The sequence below is a fragment of the Natrinema sp. LJW11 genome (assembly GCF_056135975.1).
Window position 1 is genome coordinate 108834 of the sequence record NZ_JBWBDM010000012.1, and the last position, 18913, is coordinate 127746.

Below are 18913 nucleotides of genomic sequence, written 5' to 3' on the forward strand. Positions count from 1 at the left end.
TTCTGATGTTCGGTATCGACCATCTCGACTTCGCCCTCGATCTGTCGTTGCTGACGTCGAGACTGAGATATTCTTAGGCGAAGAATTCCCACGGCAGCAGGCCACCTTCGAGGTCACATGGCGGCCACGTGCCGACATTGATGTTCAGCGTGTTCAGTGGGCTGATGACGTAGTCAGCTTGGGATGGCACAAAGACGATGACCATGAAGAACTTGGGATAACCCATTTCCAGATCGAGACCAATGAGGGATTAACCCACGAACCAGGGCATCTCGAGGCAGAAGCGCCGCTAAGCTTTCTGGAAACCTGTCTTCAGCGACTTCCTCCAAAACTCGAGGAAACGATTCCAGAGTGAACTCGGTTACTCCCAATCGAATGGTTGCCTAATATCTGTATGCACCTTCTGCTTCTGATACGGCCCCTCTTACCGTACTTCCAGCAGCGAGTTTCTTGGCGCCATGAGTCACAATTCGCCGACTCAACGTTAACGGGTTTGCTTCCGATCAATATCTCAGAGCTTTTTTACTAAGTTCTGAGCTCAAGCAAGCCGCTCTAACTTCGCTGTGAGAGGGATCTATCTGATCGACTAGCGCTGTTTATCGCCCCAGAAGCGATGAAGGGGCTGATCAGTTGTCCTCTTCGGAGTTACCGATGGCAACGAGAGACATCTACACGACGACGTTTGACGAAGGCGTTCAGACGACTACAACTACCTGTCCAGACTGTGGCGGCAGCGTTCGAACGATTGACCACGAGACGGTCTGTGAGAACTGTGGACGTATCCTCGAGGACACCAAACTAGACCGAGGGCCAGACTGGGGTCAACATGACGAGCAGGGATCCAAGAGACGGACCGGAGCCCCGCTGACACCGACACGCCACGATCGAGGCCTCTCCACCGAGATCGGGTATAAGCAAGACGGACATAGAAACGCCCTCTCAAGTACGAAGCGTCGACAATTGAACCGGTTGCGTCGCGAACAGTCCCGTGCCCAGTGGCAGTCGAAAGCTGAACGGAACCTCGCCTATGGACTTGGTGAAATCCGGCGGATCGTCGCAAGCCTCGACCTCGCACAGAGTATCCGGGATCAGGCGTGTTCGCTGTTCCGAACTGCACAGTCCGAACAGCTCTGTCGCGGCCGATCGCTCGAGGCGGTGGCTGCAGCCAGTGTCTACGCAATAGCTCGGTGTAACGGACTCGGACGATCACGGGCAGAAGTCACAGCCTGTGCGCGCTGTGATCAGCAGAGACTCACAAACGCCTACAACGCGATGAACGTCGAACTCGAGTTACCGACACAGCCGATTGCAGCAGTAGATCGCATTCCGAGACTTGCGACAGAACTCGAGGTTCCGGACCACGTGCGTCGACGAGCGCTCGAGCTCGCACAGACGGCACGCGAACGCGGAATGACGATCGGCTGCCGACCGAGTGGCGTCGCAGCGGGCTGTCTCTATCTCGCTGCCCAGCGAGCCGGATTCTGTTTCTCCCAGCAGCGAATCGCCGATATCGCAGGAACATCACCGAATACGCTCCGTAGTCGGCGAGACGAATTACTCGAGATCGATACCTGAGCCTGATCGTCGCAAACCAGATGAGACGGGTGTAGTGGAGCCGCTCGAGCGCTCCCTCGAGTGAGTGTTTTTCTTCCCCCAAAGGGGTGAGGGGCGTTCCAGAAAGGAGAGCGTCCGTCATCAAGAACGATGACTACGAGCGACTGTTCGCAGGTGTCCTTCGATGATTCGGACACTAGACGTGACGAGATGCACAGTACGATGGAAACCTGGGTCGACGACCTCGTCAACGAAGTTGATGACGCAGTCTCGAGTGAGAAATTTCAGGAGTGGCTCGATGTCCAGAGCTGCTTTCACGATTACTCCTACCGAAACACGCTGCTGATCACACGCCAGTGTCCGCACGCAACTCGCGTTGCCGGCTATCGGACTTGGCAAACCGAGTTCGATCGGCACGTGACGGAAGGCGAGAGCGCGATCTGGATCTGGGCGCCGATTATCGCAAAGCAGTGCCCCGAGTGTGAGAACTCACCATCGTACCACGATCGAAGCGACTGTGAGTACGACGAGACATCACCCGAAGACTGGTCGAAAGGACTTATTGGCTTTCAACCAGCGCCAGTCTTCGATATTTCACAAACCGAGGGGAAACCACTGCCCGAACTTGAGACCGAAGCGACGGGGGACGCTGACGAACTCCTGCCAGCACTTCTCGAGGCGGCTTCATCGCTCGAGGTGGATGTGGAAGTCGTTTCCCAACTGGAGTGGCCTCACGGCGACGCCAAAGGTGTCTGTCAGTATCGCACTCCTGTGGAACAACCACTAATTGAGGTCCGGGATCGTGAGAACACCGCCGGTCTCGCTGTGACGGTCGTCCACGAATACGCCCACGCACGCTTGCACGATGACGTCAACGACGAGACTGAACGCTCGAAACGCGAACTCGAGGCTGAAGCAGTCGGTTACATCGTCGGGCGATACTTCGGACTGGAGACAAGCGGTTCAGCGTTTTATCTGGCTGCCTGGCAAGGCGATGAGCCAGAAGCAATCTTCGAACGTCTCGAGCGGATCAGTTTGGCCGCTCAGGAGATTATCGACGCCGTCAACGAGGTGAGAAACAATGAGTGACAGTGAGATTCTGCTCGAGATCGTTAACGCGCTCGAAGAGAAGGGACTCCCTCGTGACGAGTACCAACTACAGCAGGTGATCGATGTTGAGGCACTCGAACAACTCGTGGACTCGACGAGTCCACACACCGATCTCGAGGTTCAATTCTCGGTTGGAGAGTTCCGTGTACTGGTTTCACCATCCGATGTGGCTGTGCTGAGGGTCTCGTAGAATAGTACTCTCTATCGAATTAGCGTTCAGATCGATTCCCCAGTAACTCATGGAAAGAAAAATACCTATAAGATAGGACTCCAATAGATATTCAAATAATATTATATCTAAGAAACACCATTATGCAACAAACACTATTAATCGATACAACCGACAGACCACGAAAGCTGGTAATGAAAGGAAATGCCTGAATGTCAGAATTGTGGGTCGCATGTCACTGAACAATATACTCGTGTGTTCACGCCAGATGGCGTTGATGAACCTCGAGTCTGTCCACAGTGTCCCGATAAGCTTCGAGACGGAGCAGAGATTCGAGATGCAAAATCACAACGTCGGTGATCGAAGCTAACACCTATTTGAACTACTCGGTAGAAGTGAATTTGTCTCGAGGTGCTAACAGTAGAAATACTGGAAACAGTGGTGTCTCTTGGTGAGTTCTGAGTTACCTTACATAGAATTGCATTTTGTGGGGTAACCCACACTGTGATTGTCTCCACTGGAATCCTATCGTTTGTCTGCACTGGTTTCAGCCGCTAATTATAAACGAATCCATAGAATTACCAGCTATTGTTAACCAACACGAGATGTTTTTCTCAGCGTATGTTGGTTAATTACCTCGATTGAATACACCTGATACACAATATGAACCATTGGAGGGAGACGAGAAGACGGACCTCTATCGATTTGTTCCTGAAGCATCCCTCAGAGAACGCACCCTTATCGACTTATTTTCCACAATTTACGATCAGGCACCACCCATTCAATCGTAATGGTATTACTGCTTCCTCCGCCACACGAAACTACACTAACTTATCCAGCCGAGAAGGTTATTCGAAAACGGACTCGAGATGATGATGACGAGGGAGAATGGGTTCAGTCGTTGCCAGACAGGATTCGTCCGACACGAGACATACGGTCTCTCGTCTTCCGAGATCAAATCACGTTCGGACGTGAAGTCAATAGCCATATTGTCAAATCCAATTTCGAACCCACCCAAGTCGATATCCATTGACATCGGATGGGATCAATGCTGGCCTCTGGCCGGCGTTTCTGCGATGCAGGAGTTTATACGGGAAGCCGCGGTCAATGCCGCGATATATTCTCACCGATAGACGCAATGATCTCTTGATCGCCATTGCACTGACCGAATTTAGCGTCCACTACGAGCAAGCTGGTCCCGAACTCGCGGAGCACCCCTAGCACCGATCGCTTCGTCGACTATGATGTTGAGCCAGCCGAGGTCGTCAACGCACTTGAGATTGGATAGCTACCGCTCGGTGTTTGATCGCCTCGAGAAGACCTCAAAATGCCGCCCGGATAGGCACAGGGGGATGGCCGCCGAGCGGAATAGGGACCAGGTCCAGTGGGGTTGGGTGCTGATTGGATCGTGTCGCGCGGTGGGAACGCGACAGTGAATATGTTCGTCCTGTCCTATATCAACCCCGCTCCGATTCCAAGTGTGTTGGAATCGCCCTACTGACCCATTCATATCCCTCTAAGATCGGGTAGCTACTCTTCTGCAAGTTCGATACGCCAGCGATCGTCCTAGGAGCCGGCGAACGACAGCTGCCAATTCTGGATGAGATACGTCCTCGATTCGAGGCCGGCCGCTTCCGTCGCGTCGATCGTTACCACCTGGGGTACCCCCACTCGAGTCCTCGACAAAGGGCTTCCCGTCTGGACCGGATCGCTCAAGAGCGAATTTAACGGAACGGAGACCGCTCGTTCTAGTCAGAAGCTGCTCTCCTCCACCGACAACCCGCTCTCGAAGCTGTTTTTTCGCGCCTGATGGGTGAGGCGCGACGATGTGTGCCTCGAGAGTACCATGAGTACAGATCGACCGATCCATCGCGAGCAACACAAGGGACACCATGACTGCAACGACACCAGTGACCGAGAACGATACTATTCTGGCGACGTTGCCCGACTGAACGGACACGAACTCGTCGCCATCGACGAGTGGCTGCCAGACACGGAACCAACACCGTACGAGATCGACCTCACCGATGGTTGTGAGTACCGCACGCGGTACTGGCGCTGCCGGAACTGCGGCCAGGAGCGAAATCGTCGTAGCCAGTTCATCGACCACTGTGAAACACCAGATCCACCGACCCCGCTCGAGGCCGGTGGCTACTCGATCGAGGATCCGCGAACCCGGCGTGCATTGAGCGAGGAGATGGACGTCCGGTTCGCCAGAGCAGGCTCATCCTACGAGGTTGTTAGCGAGAGCGGGAACACCTACATGGTCGATGTCGAGGCAGAGACGTGTACCTGCCCAGATTGGGAACAACGCCAGCCCACTGGTGGTTGCAAGCATCTCAGACGTGTTGATCTCGAGATCGGGACTGGGATCACCCCCGCCCCAAATGGGACGTTCAATCGATAACAGTAGTTGGAAAGACGATTTCTTTATTCAGAGGTGGTCAGGAAACTCGCGTTCAGTACAGGGCAAGGACATACCGATGTGAGTAGCGATCTCTCAAATTAGACATCTGAGTTATGTTCACTACTTAATCGCTTCTCTACCTACTTGTAGTTCGTAACTGGTGCAATATTGTTGTACATTATTTTGGACGCCTATATGTGTGGGAATTGAGCCTATTAGTGGGAAACCACTACCAGTAGCCGCGATGAACGCCTGTTGCCCCGAATGTGACAGTGGACTGGGTGAATTGGTCGAAAAATACGTTATAGAAGGGGTTGCAAAAGCGAGCTTCCAGTGCCAAAGCTGCGAACACGAATGGTCGGTTATATTGTAGCTCCTTCTCAAACCCATTTTGTTTTTATTCCTCGTGCATTATTTCGGCGACCGCATCAATATCGAGGTTTTGAAGAGGCATGTCTCTGCCAATTGTGTATTCTGATATTTGCCCACAGTCGTAGCATTCAAGAACGAAATCTGTCTTATGAGCCATCATCCGTGCGCTTTCCTGTCTTTCACAGCTAGGGCATGAAAGCCAATCCCGAAACGTGTATCCCATATCTCTCTCAAACGTATCTATCTATCATGGTTTTAGGGGTGCATTCGATATGCATCTGTAGTTACCGAATCGGTCGATCCGGTTTCATGGATTTTTCTGAATAAAGAAACCGTGCGACTATCTACTGATGAACTGCGAGTTGAACTGGTCGTTCGCTCGAGATGGTTTATCGTCCCCAGAGGGGTGCGGGGGTTCGACTGACGCCCACCGCAGCAATCCATGCGAACAACTGATGTAGCACCAGCGTCGCCAGACGCGGAGACGACTCAGTTCCTGAAGCGAGGTATCGCCAGATGACCGACAGCAACGCGTGTCGGATGCCGAATTGTTCGGCATTCACCCGTGATTGGGGAAGATACGCCGGCCGGTTCTGCTCGGACAGCTGTGAGATCCGATACGACCACCTGCGGGCTGACGCTCGAGACGCGGCTCAGGAGGCTGGGTCCTGATGCTCGAGCAGATCGACCACCGTGGCAAGCACTTCACGATCGATGACGACGATATCGTCGACGACGGGAAAATCGACCGCTGTCGTCGGGCAGACGCCCTCGAACATCAAGCCCAGCGAGAGCTCCGCGAACTCGAGCGGGCGAAAGCGGTCGCTGGTCCAGCCGGTGCGAATCCCGACGTCGAGGTGCTCGACCGATGACGCCAGACGAACCCGATCCACGGACATCTCTGAGACCGACCGTGCTCTTGGTGTTGACGATCTGCATGAGGCACTCCTCGAGACCGAACAGACCCTGAGAGAGATCGACGAACAACTTCCCGAGCCACTGACGCTCAACAGGTCGCTCACTGAACTACGCGCTACTGCAGATGCGTATGCTCGGCTCGGTTCTGAACACCACAACGATGGGGGACTAAGTCAGCGTACGTAGCGTAGCCGCTCGTCGGAGGTAGATCCCTGTCCCTCGAGAGTTTGTGTCCTCTTCTGCAGTTCTGCAGGAGGGCGAGAGATATTAACCAACAGACCGAAGGTGGGTCCCCGATTGTTGGTTAATATTCCTGGAAAGAGGATTCCGTTGTTCTTGACGGAGTAACTCGTCTTCGAGGTTGAGCTAACCCACTGTCTGATACTATCATTTGTTCTCGGAACCTTCATCACTCGATATACGCACATTCGGATATGTACGATCTCACTGCGTTTCAGCGTGACCTGTTGTACGTAATCGCCGACCAGGATAAGCCACATGGCCTCGCAATCGAAGACGAACTCGGGAAGTATTACGAGACAGAGATACACCACGGGCGGCTCTATCCGAACCTCGACAAGATCGTCGACAAAGGCCTTGTCGAGAAGGGAGAACTCGACCGCCGAACGAACTACTATACGATCACGGCCCGCGGCCACCGTGAACTCGAAGCCCGTCGCAAGTGGGAAGACCAGTACGTGAGCGGCTTCCTCCCCGAATCCAAGTGACGGAGCAACATCTTCACTCCGCAGATGGGAGAGTCACGCGGAGTTCAGCGCCGACTTCGTAAAAATACCCGCGCTCGAGAAGCCGTGTGATTGCATGCTCTGCATCCGCTGGCTCGAGTGTCAGTTGGTCAGTTGTGCAAAGGATATCGATCGCTTGATCTCGGTCGATTGACGGGACCTGCTGGTTGCTGTCTTCAGTGTTCGAGTTCGATATCTCAGCAGAAAGGACAGCGTATGCCTCAATGATCCACTCAGGGAGCGGGGGACGAGGGTCATCGGCCAGATACATGTGTCACTTCACTCGCACATATAATGCTCAATACGATACTGCTTAATTGTATCCCCTGTTGGAAATGCTATGAGTTCTTGGAGAGACATTCGGAAGTTAGGTGCCCGCATGAGAGACCGGTCTACATAGCATATAGACAAACATACAGGCTGAAAACTCTGTGAGCCTCTCCGGCCAACTTGTAAAAAGATGGCCTCTAGCGTTGACATACAGCCATATACGGATCTGATAACAAACATCAGAACGATTGAATTGCCACGGTATGGATGATCTCACAGGGTTTCAACGAGACCTGCTATTCGTGATCGCTGGTGCTAACCAACCGTCTGGTCAGGACGTGAAAGAAGAGATCGAGCAGTACTACAGTGACGAGATCAATCACGGCCGGCTGTACCCGAATCTCGATACCGTCGTCAACAAGGGCCTCGTCGAAAAAGGGCAGCTCGATAGGCGAACAAACTATTAGACAATCACGGAAGACGGCGAAGAAGCTATCAAGGACCGACGAGCGTGGGAATCACAGTATATCGAGTAGCTACTGTACCGGTGACGGCTTCGCACTGGCACAAGTAGCGAATTACGCGCGACTATCCAGTGTTCTCAGTAGCTTGACAGAGTCGGGTGAGTAAGAGGTACTGAATCTACACGTCACGGCTTGTTTGTCGGCGCCGGGAGGCGTGCAGCGCGCGCCAGCGTGCGCGGCGTGACTCACCATGCCTGGTCCCGATCCTCACGACGACACGAGTGCCGACTACGAACAGTTCGAGAAAGAACTGCTCGCCCAGGACCGCGACGCCGCCGGCGTCGACACGGCGGACATCGACGACGCGACTGCCCAGAACCTGATCAGCGACCTCGTCGACGCGGACGTCGTCACACCCGTTCCCGAGGCCCAAGTTCTGGTTCACGAGCCCAGCGGCGCCGCGTTCGACTCGACGACGCAGCTGGCCGTCTTCCACCGTGGCTGGACGGCCGGCCGCGACGCCGACGCGGAGGGTGAGTGATGCAGCAGACGCTCACTGGCTGTGCGTTCTGCGATGCCCCGCCCGGTACCGAGACTGGCGAGGCGCACACCTGGGGACAGGACGAGCAGATTACCCACCTGATCTGCGTCGACTGCGGGATCCAGACGGAGCCGGATCCCGACGGGTGCGATTACGTCGCCTGTGACGGCTGTGGGCTGGTCGTCGACACGCTCGCGGCGCTGACGCGGTTCCGCGTGGAATTCGGGCATCTGGAAGGCTCGTTGCAGCTGTGCGCCCGCTGTGGTCCGGACGGGCTCGCGACGTACTGGACGCGTGACCTCGAGGAACATCTCGTCACCGACTGTTGAGGCAATGTTTTAGCGTAGCACTACCTGTGGTCGCGTCTTACACTCTCAAATGTAACGGACTCTCGCAGTCCCAGTACGTTGAACACCGGGGACGACATCCAGAATAATATGGACTGCCCCGCTGCAGGTCCTCGATTACGCTCGAAGATTCCCTTGCTGGGATTCGCCAGCAGCGACGACTGGAGCCATCGACGACTGACACTGGGGCGGACACCCCAGGGTGAGTGCTGATGTCTGATTCCAAGGGTCTCTACGACGTTCGTGAACGAACCGGGAATCCCGAGCACGCATCGGTCGACGATGTGGTCGAACTCGTATTCAAGCGCGCGCGGCATCCCCGTACGGATCACCACGACGGGCATCTCGACGAACTCATGACGACTGTCGTCGACAGGTACGGTACCGCCCCTGTCCGGGCCGTCATTCACCGCGTCCTTGTCGACGGCACGCCCTTCCGGACCGCCACCCAGGACCTCGAGGTACGCAATGTCGACGGTGTTCGTATCGGGACGACCGCTGGCCAGTTCCTCAACGAACAGAACGCACAGCACGACGGCTGAGCGGCGTAAACCCTTCCTGTTCCACGGGCGTTAATGTGCAAGCTCTGTGCATACGCCGAAACCGTTATCCAGCTGTGTGCAAAACTTGCACATACAATGAGCGCAAGCGACGATCCGCGACGGGTTCACTTCCAGTCGCCGGAGTATCTCGTCGACCGGCTCGATGCCATCGCCGAGCTCTTCGACAAAGACCGGACGGATCTCCTCGTCGATGCCATCCGAGAGTACATCGAAGACACGGCCGACAGCGAGACGTTCCAGGAATTAGTTGCGACGAAGTACTACGACGACCAACTCGAGTTCGAAACGGTGAAGCAACTGGTGGGCGCCGAGACTGCCCAGCGACTCCGCCTCCTCAAAGCGGATCTCGAAGACGAACCACTCGATCTCGCTCCCCCCGATGACGTCAACGTCTACGATGGGGATGTGACGACGGTCGAGACCGGTGACGACGATCGATGAGCGGTCCACGACTGCGAACAGTCGTCGCCGACACGAGCGCGCTCGTCAGTCTCGCGGTGCCTCGTGCGGATGCAACTACCGGTACCAATGTTCCCGACCCGTTCCAATACCTGCTTACCTCCTGTGACGTGGTCGTTCCTCCGGAAGTAGTTGCAGAACTCCGCGACATCACGCAGTATCAGGACATCCACGCCGCAGCCGCGAGTAACGTCCTCGCGGCCCGTGGCCACTACACGGTCGAAGATCCGTATGCGCGCGACGACACCCCAGACGCGCGACCGACGTTCGGCCTCGATGACGGCGAAACTGATGGCATAGTCCTCGCGAACGCACTCGACGTCGACGGCTTTCTCACCGACGAGTTTGGTGGGACGAACTTCCCGCTCATCCACGCGGTGCTCCAGGGGCCGCGTATCGTCCCGACACCGCGGCTTATCTGTGACTACGCCCGGAACGGCCATATGACCCACGAGGAGGCGCGAACGCTACTTCGCGTGATCAGCCCCCACAGGAGCTGGGACAACAGCCCGTACGTCGCCCAGTTAGTGGCGCTTCTGGAAGGGTAGGTTCAGTCAGCTTCGAGGTCACGAGCGTCGAGTTCGCCGGCGAGATACTGTTTCCCTTTCCGAGTGATATCATAGACACCGTTTCCGAGATGAACGAGGAGACCGTAGGTGACGAGTGTTTTACAGCGGGCGTTGATGTGCTGTCGAGAGAACCGGACGCGGTCACTGTCAGCCATTTCCTTCGGGGTATCGGGGCCCTCTTCAGCAAGATGCTCCAGAATGCGATCATCGGCGCGTGACATCCAGTCGGCGTCAAAGCGCATAATCGCCTGTGGTTGCGCCAACGCTATCCCAAATGCGCTAAGTCAATTGTAGTAGCTTCAAGCAACTACAGTTGACTCCCCATTCTTTAAAAGGCGACCATCCTAAGCGTCGAGTGTTAAGATGAATTGCTCATCAAGGACGGGACCTGGGGCATCGCCGAACCTCGTCGTCGAGATTATCGAGACGCTCGAAGCGTGCGGGTTGGATCGAGACGAGTACCAGCTGTACGACGCTGTCGACGTCGAAGCACTCGAGCAGATCTTGAACTCGTCGAACGGAAACGTGGAAGTACAGTTCACCGTGGAAGGAATCCGCCTTGCGGTGACACCGGAGAGCGTCGACGTCTTGATCGACGACGAAGACTCGAATTCTACGGAGCAGTAGCTAGATCGCGGTCAACATCGGAGATGACACCCGAAAGCCCTCGGCCGCTCGTCGTCCCCCGACCCCGCAAGCACCGCAGGTACGAGGCGCGCAGCGGCGGTCGCGGGACGGCCGAGGCGGCCTCGCCCTTTCTGAGTCCACCAGGACAGTGGAAGACTCACCGAGCGACGTAGCCGGCTGAACAGGTGCGTACGTGACGGCCCGCCCCGCTCGCCGCTGCCGCCCTCCGCGTCGCTCGCGACCGACCATTCCGGGCGTGCGGGCGCTCTCCGCACCGCCCGCGCCCGTTCCGGGCTAAAGTGAATCTGGTCTCGACGCCAGCGGGTAAGCGCGGGGGGTTGCGCGGCGTGGCTGCTCACCCCCCACGCTTACTCCGCTGGCCGCTCGCTCCGGGCGGGTCGGCGCGCGGTGCTGGTGGGCCACCTCATGCAGGCGCGCTCTCGCTCGCGCCCGGTAGGGCGCTCGCGAAGGCGCGAGCGAGAGCGCGCAGATGGTTCTGTCGGTCGTTGTCGTCGGAAAACCGCGATGTAGGAGCATCGCGGCGTCGGCGCGTGAGCGCCTTCGGTCTTTGGTGAGACCAATGTCAAGTAACAGCTCGAGTAGCAAGGTCGTTACGGTGGATGAACAGGCATTCGAGAAAGCGGGCGAGCAGGCGGTCGATGAAGACGGCTTCCCGGTCGTCGACGAGGCGCCGGAGTTCGAGGCGGCGGTCGAGCAGGAGACGCAGGCGAAAGTGGATGCGAACCACCCGGACGGGATCGCGGACACGAGCGAGGACCGGATTCACGGAGTCACCCTCGAACAGGAAGAGCGCATTCGGGCGCAGGAAGCCGAACTGGAGCGCATCAGTGCCCAGGCCGAGCTGGGAACGCAGGACGATCGCGAGCAGCGCACGCGGGCGGTCGTCAGCGAGCAGTGTGGCCGTGACGACCCGGCGCCGGCGGAGCGCACGGATCCCCGAGAGAAGTTAACGCAAGAGGAACTCGCGGCGGTCAACGAACAGGCGATGCGGATCAGCGACGAAGTGCAGGGCGGCTGGTCGAGAGCGGTCGTCGCGAAGCAGCTGGCCGAGAAGGTGCAGCGCGGTCGGGACGTCACGAAGGCGGTGCTGGAGACCCTCGAGGAACTGAAGGCGGCGCCGGGGGCGATCGTGCCCATCGCGGACGTGCCGGACGTCCCGGTCGGTGAGGTGACGGTTGAAGGCGAGATAATCGAACTCTGGTCTCCCAGCAGTAGTGCAATTCAACAAGTCGGGCTCATCGAGGACGAAAGTGGGCGTACGAAATTCACGGTCTGGGAGAAGAGCGGGAAGACGGTGGTTCGAGAAGGGCAGACAGTCAGATTCAGAGCGGTCAAGAAAAACTGGTACCAAGGCCGGTGCAGTCTCGCCATCACGGGCTGGTCCCGGATCGAGTTCCCGGAGCGCAGTCGGTGGTGGGAAGAGTAGGCGAGCACGTCGCCCTTCTTTTTTGGTGTGTGCCGGACCGACCCTGACCCCGCCGCCCCACCCTCCGCTCCGTGCTCGCTTCGCTGCGCGCGCAGCCACGACCTAGAGTACTCGCTCTTAAATCGACATCATAGAATCCAATTGATGTACTACTCTAATTATCCAAGTCTATTGAGGCGGTCGGTGTTTCCTCACCCGCGAACGTCTCCAGTAAGTACAGAACACTGAACCCGAGATTCACATGAATCCAATCCTGATTCGAATAGATATCCGTGAAGTCACCAGTTATGAAGTGGCTGATACCGATCTCCTCCTTCAGGAACACAGCATCGCAGATCAACGCGATATCCGCGTTGTTCTTCATGTGGACGGGCCACTCCTTCAACCGCTTCTCGACGTCCGGATACTCTCTGTCCCGCATCGGTTCCAAATAGACACGGGCCTCGATCTGGTCCTTGTGCTTGATCGACCGCTCCATCAAGACGTCCTTCAGCTTCCGAGCAGCCTCACGAGCGGTCCGCCGAGTGAGCTCGCCCTCCTTCTCGAAGTACCACTCAAAGTACTTCTGAAGCCGTGGCCGCACCTCCTTCTCCTCGGACTCCTTCATGTTGAATCGGTCGACGTACTTGTCCATCACCGTCTCAATATCGAGCTCGTCGTCGCTGTAGGTTTGCAGCTTTTTCCCGAACTGCCGCAACTTCAACCGGAGCTTCGCCCGTTTCTCTCCGTACAGGCCTTCGTCCCGGTCTAACCGGATGTCGGCGGAGCGCCGACTGTTGTCGCCGGTACTGGAGCAGTACTCGTAGACTGCGTTCTTTCCGGTGTAGATTGTGTTGTCGGTGTCGAACAGGCGTTTGGCGTCGGGGTACCACCGGTCGTTGATGAATGTGAGTCCGAGCAGGCAGTTGGTGTCTACGAAGTACCGGGTCATGGAGGGGGTTGGTTAGGGGGCGGGTGAGAGACCGAGGAGGGCGATTGCGACTCCGTCAGCGGCTTCGGACACTACCTGGTTCTCTTCCAGGCCTGTGTGTAGGCGGGAGCGTTCTCGCTCGATTAGTTCGAGTTCTTTCCGGATGTCCTCTTGGCGGCCTTCGAGGTCTTGCGTGTCCAGTTCCTCGGCGATCTCTTCGGGGGTCAACCCGGTGTTTTCGCGTTGGGCGAGGTCGATGCAGAAGATGGTCCAGAACAATTCAGAGACCTTCAGCGCTTTCTGCGGCCGGTACTCTTCGGCATCAAGTTCTGCACTTACGACCGAGTACCAGAGGTCCAGGTCCTGCTCCAGCCAGGGGTAGTCGTCGACCGGGAAGGTATCGACGATATCGAAGACTGTGTCGATGACCGCTTCCCGTCTGGAGTCTACTTCAGGGTAATCTGGTTTGTCGTCGATCGCGTCACTGAGCTGTTTGTCGAGTCGCCGGTAGTGGCGTTGGACGTCGTAAGGCGCGTCCTCGTACATGTCATCGGTCAGCCCCTCCGTATTTTGTTCGTACAGACGGTTGAGTGCTCGGGAGAGTGCGAGACGAGCCTTCGTCTCTTCCTCCCTGGGAAGGCTGACCTGGGAAGCTGAAAGGCTGCAACGGACTTCTCGGCCATCGTCACTCCAGTCTACTGTGACCGGGGATCCACCGGTCTTCGCCATGGTTCCGAACTTGTACCAGAAGTGCTGGATATCCGTGTCCAAGCCGACGTCGTCGAGTTCCTTGTCTGCGAAGTAGAGCAGTTTATAGAAGGTTTTGGGGCGTAACGGGTTCGAGTAGAATCTCTCGTCCAAGAGAAGGGCCGTTACCTCCCCTACGCTCAGTGTAGAGGTCATGCTTATTCGAGGCTAACAGCACCACCTCTAATTACTGTATTGAAAACAGTGAATCTGAATCAGGAACCCCCCAAAACCGTGGCCAGGCATCCAATTCTCGGCCTGAATCCGGGACCGTTCACTGCGACGAAATGATTTAGGTACTCCATTGTGAGGTTCGTCATAACGTGGCGCTCACCAACCTCCTAGGCGAACGCGAGGCCCTCGCTAAAAACTCGGAAATCTACGGTGACAAGGTCCAGGAGTACATGGAGGCGATGGGATACTACATCACGGAAACATCGCCTACCCATGGCGGGCTTGTCGACCAGAAATACGAACTCCCAGAGATCAGGGGTGACCGCGAGGTGTGGGTCGAGCTGAAGTGGACAAACCAGCGCCGTCACGGGAAGAAATTCCTTGAGGAGATGGGGAAGTACTTCCTCCACTACATGGACCGGCCTCCTGAGAAACGGTTTGATGTGGCCATCTTCGGGCGGAACCTCGAGAACTTCAAAGAGTGGCGGAAGATCTTCGACGTCACCAAGCAGACCGACGAGGCAATCCAGGAGTTCTACGACCGGGTCTGCGAGAACGACAAACTCTCGGACGACCATCGAAGGAAGATTGAGAGCTATTCGATGGACGATTTCGAGGAGTTCCTGAGTGACACCCACGTCTACCAGGCCGACTACGACTCGCTCTTGATGAAGATCGAGGAGTTCGAGAAAGACGACCGGTTCAAACCCGACTTCTTCCAGCGCGAAGCCGAACCCATCACCGACAGGTCAGAGCTGACCACCAACCTCGTCGAGATAACAGAGTACCCTGAAACTCTGTACATCGGAGACCAGGTGGAGGGCGCGACACAAGAGGTCGCATTCAAGCTACGCCCATTCACGGTACCGACGTGGTTCAAGTCGAACAAGGTGTATAGCCTGTTGCCGCCGGAGGAAATGCCGAGAGCGGTCAAACAGTTCATTGACCCGGACACGGTCGAGGAGACTGGGTTCCGGTCGTGGGTAGAAGCCAACCAAGGGAACGCCGATATTGGGAAACGGCTGATCCGGGCCGTTGTCCTCTCCAAGGGTGAAGACCGTGGCTGCATCGCGATAAACTACCGTAGCGACTACCACCTCTACTTCCCACACAAAGACTCCGAAGCGGAGGTCCGGAAAGAAGAGGGGCGACAGGTCACAAAACACTACGATGAGGCCGAATCACCCTTCTTCCGTCACCACTCACTCCGTATCGGCATCCTCGAATACTCGGGACAGTACTTCCTCACCCTGAAACCAGCTATCCTGTTCACCGCCAACGGGAAAGAAAACCGGATCACCGGGGAACAAGCCAAACCGTTACACGACAGGTTCAGCCCCAGCCGACACGGGAACAACCGGAAAACACGGAGCCGGATCAACCACTGGTGGAAAATCCTGGACTACGGCGACCCCAAACAGGACGATCTGGACATCGGGACAGAACCCGTGATGCTCGAAGTCAACAAAAGGCCGCCCAAAGACACCGACGAACGGGACGGCACCATGCAGAACAAGTGGATAGGAGATTTCCAATGAACGAGTTCACCGCCAAAGTCCTCGACGAACCCGGCTTGATGTTCGCCGACGGCGAGGAATCCAGCGACCCCCGAGTCGGATTGATGAAATACGGACCAAGAACTCCATCCGGCAAATCCGAACACCAGGTAATCAACATCGGATACATCGGGTCTGGCCGGTCTCTCGGCGGCCTCGAGAAACTGTTCAAGGACATGGAGCTGGCGATCACCGCCGACGAGGACAAGTCGAAGCGGTGGAAACCACCGTTCCCCGGCCTCGGCGAACGGTCGCCGCTGAACTTCACGTTCAACACGCAGAAGCGGTGGCGGCAGACGATTACTCGAGGCGAGATCCGGGACCTGAAACAGATCCGCAGCCGGAAAGACCGGTTGGAAGAAGCGGTCGAGATCATCAAGATCAACCTTGAAGTCCTGTACGCCAAGGAAACGCCGCCTGACGTCGTGTTCATCGCGATTCCAGAAGCAATGTGGGACGCATGCACTCCATCCCACCAGGACCATGCCCGGATGCAGTCAGAGACCAGCGACTTCCACAACCGGATCAAGCTGCTAGGGATGGAAGTCGGATTGCCGACGCAGCTGATGCAGCCGAAGACCCTCCGCGGTGAGGGCGTCCAGGACAAGTCCGAGATCGCATGGAACATCGCGGTCGGAACACTGTACAAGGCGCAACGCGGCCATCCCTGGAAACTAACCGAGCTGGAGGACGGAACATGCTTCGCCGGGATCTCCTTCTACAAAGAGCGAGGCGGAGACCAATCCCGGACACGTACAGCTATGGCCCAAGTCTTCCTGGAGACAGGGGAGAACTTCATCCTTCGAGGTGACCCCGTCGAAGGAGAAAAACACGGTCCGGGGAACAACCATCTCGCGGAAGACGACGCCGAGCAACTGGTCAGGAAGATTCTCAGGCACTACCGTAGCCACAAGAAGACTGAGCCGCGACGACTGGTGCTTCACAAGCGGTCGGAGTTCTGGGAAGAGGAGCGAGAGGGCTTCATCAAAGGTGCTGGGAACATCGAGTTGATGGACTTCGTCACGGTCCGAGAGCGGCACCCAGTCCGGGCCTTGAGTTCCGGGATTTATCCGGCGCTTCGAGGCACAATGGTCTCCGCACCGAACAATGAGGAGCACTACCTGTACACTAAGGGATACATCCCGGCGTTGTCGACGTATCCAGCATCGAACATTCCGGAGCCGATCGTGGTCAAGCCGGATCCAGAGGTCAGTGATTCATCGCCACAGAAGCTGTGCCGAGAAATGTTGGCGTTCACGAAACTGGACTGGAACACTTCGGATTTCTGCACGAAGCTTCCGGTTACAATCGGAATATCAGATGCCGTTGGGAACATTCTGGCTGAAGCTGAGGCTCAAAACACCAGTCTGGACATCCATTACTACCATTATATGTAGAACATCAGCTGGATTGTGTTCTAGTTGACTGGAGTACCGATACCATCCGTTTCTATCGGCCCCTCAATGGGCGAGGGGCTCGCTGTACTGGCGGGTTCCCTGAACACGGTGAGAACGATGGCAACCAGAGACATCTACGAAACTGGCTTTGACGAAGACGCCCGAGCTGAGTCGAGCGCGAACCAATGCCCCGAATGCAACGGCCGGGTAACGACGAACGCGGTCGAAACGGTCTGCGAGGACTGTGGGCTGGTCATCGACGAACAGCGAATCGATCACGGGCCGGAGTGGCGGGCGTATGACGACGAGGAGTGCGAACGAACGGGCGCCCCGCTCACTGCCGCTCGCCACGATCGCGGCCTGTCGACGGAAATCGGTCGCGGCACCGACGCGAAGGGGAACGAGATCTCCGGGCAGAAGCGACGGCGACTCGCGCGGATGCGCCGTGAACAGACCCGCGGTCGCTGGCGGTCGAAAGCAGAACGGAATCTCGCCCATGGACTGGGCGAGGTTCGCCGGTTGGCGAGTGCGCTCGAGCTCTCTGATTCGGTCCGTGACCAGGCGTGCCAGCTCTTCCGGAGCGCCCAGAACGAGGATCTGCTTCGTGGCAGATCCATCGAAGCCATCGCCGCGGCCAGCGTCTACGGGGCCTGCCGGTGCAACGGCCTCTCGCGGTTGGTGGATGACGTCAATGAGATGGCCCGCGTCGCGGAGTCGCGAGTCACGAACGCGTATAAAACGCTAAACGAAGAGCTGGGGCTCCCTGCCGAGCCCGTCTCCCCCAGCATGTTCGTGCCGCGCCTCGCTTCAGACCTCGAGTGTCCGGCCGAGATCCGACAGCGGGCCCGAACCCTCGCGGAGCAGGCCGAGAAGCGCGGCGTCACGACGGGCGTTCATCCGGCCGGGTTCGCCGCGGCCTGCCTCTACAAAGCGGGGCAGGAACAGGGGCAGTGGGTAACGCAAAGCGACGTCGCAGAGACAGGGAACGTCACGCCAACGACTGTCCGGACGCATCACGAAACGCTCGATGAACTCGCGGTCTAGACAGGCCAGGTAGGAAGCGAGGGCGTGCCATTCTCCCAGCGAATCGCCTCTACCGCCGCCGGAAGTTGCTGTAGTCGGTCATCAAGGACGGCGAGTGGATGCGCATCGAGAAACGTCGCGCTATGCCGATCGACCGGCGTGTCTTCGTGATTGAGTTGGATGTGGCAGGGTCCAAGGGCTGGATGGTCGGCATCCTGGTGGAAGCCGAGCATCAGGTTCCGCTCCGGTTCGACCCAGTTGATGCGGTAGTATTCATGGTCGACGCCAGCTGGGTACCAGAAGCGAATCTCCAGTCGTGCGGTCGCCGAATCGTAGGAGTCACTCAGGAACGTCGTCGGATCGATATCCGCAATAACGTACCGCGGTCGTCGTCGAGACGGGCGATAACGCACGTCCTCACACCCAGCCTGCCTCGTCAGTCGGTCGTGAACGTCGCGGAGGAGGGTCCGCTGTGTATAGCGGTCGCGACCGGCAAGAAAGATCATTCTGTGAGAGAGGAGGATTAGCTCGTGGCGCGGTCAG

General features: G+C 57.1%; 22 protein-coding genes and 3 pseudogenes. 20 read left to right on the top strand and 5 right to left on the bottom strand.

The features are described from left to right. Window positions 1–73: 73 nt before the first annotated feature. On the bottom strand, window positions 74–226 hold the full coding sequence (locus AC0QDI_RS23610; RefSeq protein ID WP_474672385.1) for a hypothetical protein: 153 nt from the start codon (window positions 224–226) through the stop codon (window positions 74–76). Window positions 227–651: 425 nt separating this feature from the next. On the opposite strand from AC0QDI_RS23610, the pseudogene AC0QDI_RS23615 reads away from it, so the two are divergent. The 15 genes and pseudogenes from AC0QDI_RS23615 to AC0QDI_RS23685 all read left to right on the top strand — a co-directional run. Next, window positions 652–1263: pseudogene (locus AC0QDI_RS23615) on the top strand (transcription initiation factor IIB); the annotation flags it as partial. A gap of 9 nt (window positions 1264–1272) precedes the next feature. Then, window positions 1273–1575, top strand: a complete 303-nt coding sequence (locus AC0QDI_RS23620) for a transcription initiation factor IIB family protein (RefSeq protein WP_474672427.1) — start codon at window positions 1273–1275, stop codon at window positions 1573–1575. Window positions 1576–1704: 129 nt separating this feature from the next. Beyond that, window positions 1705–2643 (top strand): DUF955 domain-containing protein, encoded by a 939-nt coding sequence (locus AC0QDI_RS23625; protein ID WP_474672387.1) that lies wholly within the window; start codon window positions 1705–1707, stop codon window positions 2641–2643. Continuing rightward, window positions 2636–2854 carry a HalOD1 output domain-containing protein gene (locus AC0QDI_RS23630; protein WP_474672389.1) on the top strand — a complete coding sequence of 73 codons (219 nt, stop codon included), beginning with the start codon at window positions 2636–2638 and terminating at the stop codon, window positions 2852–2854. Before AC0QDI_RS23625 ends, AC0QDI_RS23630 begins: the two co-directional genes overlap by 8 nt. Before the next feature lie 183 nt (window positions 2855–3037). After that, entirely contained in the window at window positions 3038–3193 is a 156-nt protein-coding gene (locus tag AC0QDI_RS23635; protein ID WP_474672391.1) for a DUF7563 family protein, read from the top strand. Between the two features lie 747 nt (window positions 3194–3940). After that, window positions 3941–4121, top strand: a pseudogene (locus tag AC0QDI_RS23640) (hypothetical protein). A gap of 558 nt (window positions 4122–4679) precedes the next feature. Continuing rightward, window positions 4680–5240, top strand: a complete 561-nt coding sequence (locus AC0QDI_RS23645; protein WP_474672393.1) for a hypothetical protein — start codon at window positions 4680–4682, stop codon at window positions 5238–5240. Between the two features lie 1043 nt (window positions 5241–6283). Then, window positions 6284–6484 carry a hypothetical protein gene (locus AC0QDI_RS23650; protein WP_474672395.1) on the top strand — a complete coding sequence of 67 codons (201 nt, stop codon included), beginning with the start codon at window positions 6284–6286 and terminating at the stop codon, window positions 6482–6484. A gap of 480 nt (window positions 6485–6964) precedes the next feature. Beyond that, window positions 6965–7258: a PadR family transcriptional regulator gene (locus AC0QDI_RS23655; protein WP_474672397.1), complete on the top strand. Its 294-nt coding sequence runs from the start codon at window positions 6965–6967 to the stop codon at window positions 7256–7258. 551 nt (window positions 7259–7809) lie between these two features. Next, window positions 7810–8082, top strand: a pseudogene (locus tag AC0QDI_RS23660) (PadR family transcriptional regulator). A 178-nt stretch (window positions 8083–8260) separates the two neighbouring features. After that, window positions 8261–8551: a DUF8069 family protein gene (locus tag AC0QDI_RS23665; protein ID WP_474672399.1), complete on the top strand. Its 291-nt coding sequence runs from the start codon at window positions 8261–8263 to the stop codon at window positions 8549–8551. After that, complete coding sequence (locus AC0QDI_RS23670; protein ID WP_474672401.1) at window positions 8551–8880, top strand: DUF7558 family protein; 330 nt, start codon at window positions 8551–8553, stop codon at window positions 8878–8880. The genes AC0QDI_RS23665 and AC0QDI_RS23670 overlap by 1 nt, the downstream gene beginning before the upstream one ends. A 230-nt stretch (window positions 8881–9110) precedes the next feature. Beyond that, window positions 9111–9440 (top strand): DUF8158 family protein, encoded by a 330-nt coding sequence (locus AC0QDI_RS23675; RefSeq protein WP_474672403.1) that lies wholly within the window; start codon window positions 9111–9113, stop codon window positions 9438–9440. A 96-nt stretch (window positions 9441–9536) separates the two neighbouring features. Next, the gene (locus AC0QDI_RS23680) at window positions 9537–9902 is read left to right on the top strand and encodes a hypothetical protein (protein ID WP_474672405.1); all 366 of its coding nucleotides are present in this window, start codon (window positions 9537–9539) and stop codon (window positions 9900–9902) included. After that, the gene (locus tag AC0QDI_RS23685; protein ID WP_474672407.1) at window positions 9899–10468 is read left to right on the top strand and encodes a hypothetical protein; all 570 of its coding nucleotides are present in this window, start codon (window positions 9899–9901) and stop codon (window positions 10466–10468) included. Before AC0QDI_RS23680 ends, AC0QDI_RS23685 begins: the two co-directional genes overlap by 4 nt. A gap of 2 nt (window positions 10469–10470) precedes the next feature. Here the strand turns inward: AC0QDI_RS23685 and AC0QDI_RS23690 are convergent, their stop codons facing one another. Continuing rightward, a complete protein-coding gene (locus tag AC0QDI_RS23690; RefSeq protein ID WP_474672409.1) occupies window positions 10471–10731 on the bottom strand; it encodes a MarR family transcriptional regulator in 261 nt (86 codons plus the stop codon). A 121-nt stretch (window positions 10732–10852) separates the two neighbouring features. Here AC0QDI_RS23690 and AC0QDI_RS23695 point away from each other — a divergent pair, with 121 nt between their 5' ends. Together AC0QDI_RS23695 and AC0QDI_RS23700 are read left to right on the top strand one after the other, a co-directional pair. Continuing rightward, the gene (locus tag AC0QDI_RS23695) at window positions 10853–11116 is read left to right on the top strand and encodes a HalOD1 output domain-containing protein (RefSeq protein ID WP_463458697.1); all 264 of its coding nucleotides are present in this window, start codon (window positions 10853–10855) and stop codon (window positions 11114–11116) included. 580 nt (window positions 11117–11696) lie between these two features. After that, window positions 11697–12563: a DNA-binding protein gene (locus AC0QDI_RS23700; protein ID WP_474672411.1), complete on the top strand. Its 867-nt coding sequence runs from the start codon at window positions 11697–11699 to the stop codon at window positions 12561–12563. A gap of 154 nt (window positions 12564–12717) precedes the next feature. On the opposite strand, the gene AC0QDI_RS23705 is transcribed toward AC0QDI_RS23700, so the two are convergent. Beyond that, entirely contained in the window at window positions 12718–13494 is a 777-nt protein-coding gene (locus AC0QDI_RS23705; RefSeq protein WP_474672413.1) for a hypothetical protein, read from the bottom strand. Window positions 13495–13506: 12 nt separating this feature from the next. Then, window positions 13507–14376: a hypothetical protein gene (locus AC0QDI_RS23710; RefSeq protein ID WP_474672415.1), complete on the bottom strand. Its 870-nt coding sequence runs from the start codon at window positions 14374–14376 to the stop codon at window positions 13507–13509. Window positions 14377–14543: 167 nt separating this feature from the next. Here AC0QDI_RS23710 and AC0QDI_RS23715 point away from each other — a divergent pair, with 167 nt between their 5' ends. The 3 genes from AC0QDI_RS23715 to AC0QDI_RS23725 all read left to right on the top strand — a co-directional run bounded on the left by AC0QDI_RS23715 (window position 14544) and on the right by AC0QDI_RS23725 (window position 18391). Continuing rightward, on the top strand, window positions 14544–15932 hold the full coding sequence (locus tag AC0QDI_RS23715) for a hypothetical protein (RefSeq protein ID WP_474672417.1): 1389 nt from the start codon (window positions 14544–14546) through the stop codon (window positions 15930–15932). Continuing rightward, the gene (locus tag AC0QDI_RS23720) at window positions 15929–17347 is read left to right on the top strand and encodes an argonaute/piwi family protein (protein WP_474672419.1); all 1419 of its coding nucleotides are present in this window, start codon (window positions 15929–15931) and stop codon (window positions 17345–17347) included. Before AC0QDI_RS23715 ends, AC0QDI_RS23720 begins: the two co-directional genes overlap by 4 nt. 117 nt (window positions 17348–17464) lie before the next feature. Continuing rightward, on the top strand, window positions 17465–18391 hold the full coding sequence (locus AC0QDI_RS23725) for a transcription initiation factor IIB (RefSeq protein ID WP_474672421.1): 927 nt from the start codon (window positions 17465–17467) through the stop codon (window positions 18389–18391). Here the strand turns inward: AC0QDI_RS23725 and AC0QDI_RS23730 are convergent. After that, a complete protein-coding gene (locus tag AC0QDI_RS23730; protein WP_474672423.1) occupies window positions 18388–18876 on the bottom strand; it encodes a hypothetical protein in 489 nt (162 codons plus the stop codon). The two genes, AC0QDI_RS23725 and AC0QDI_RS23730, sit on opposite strands and share 4 nt — an antisense overlap. Between the last annotated feature and the right edge of the window lie 37 nt (window positions 18877–18913).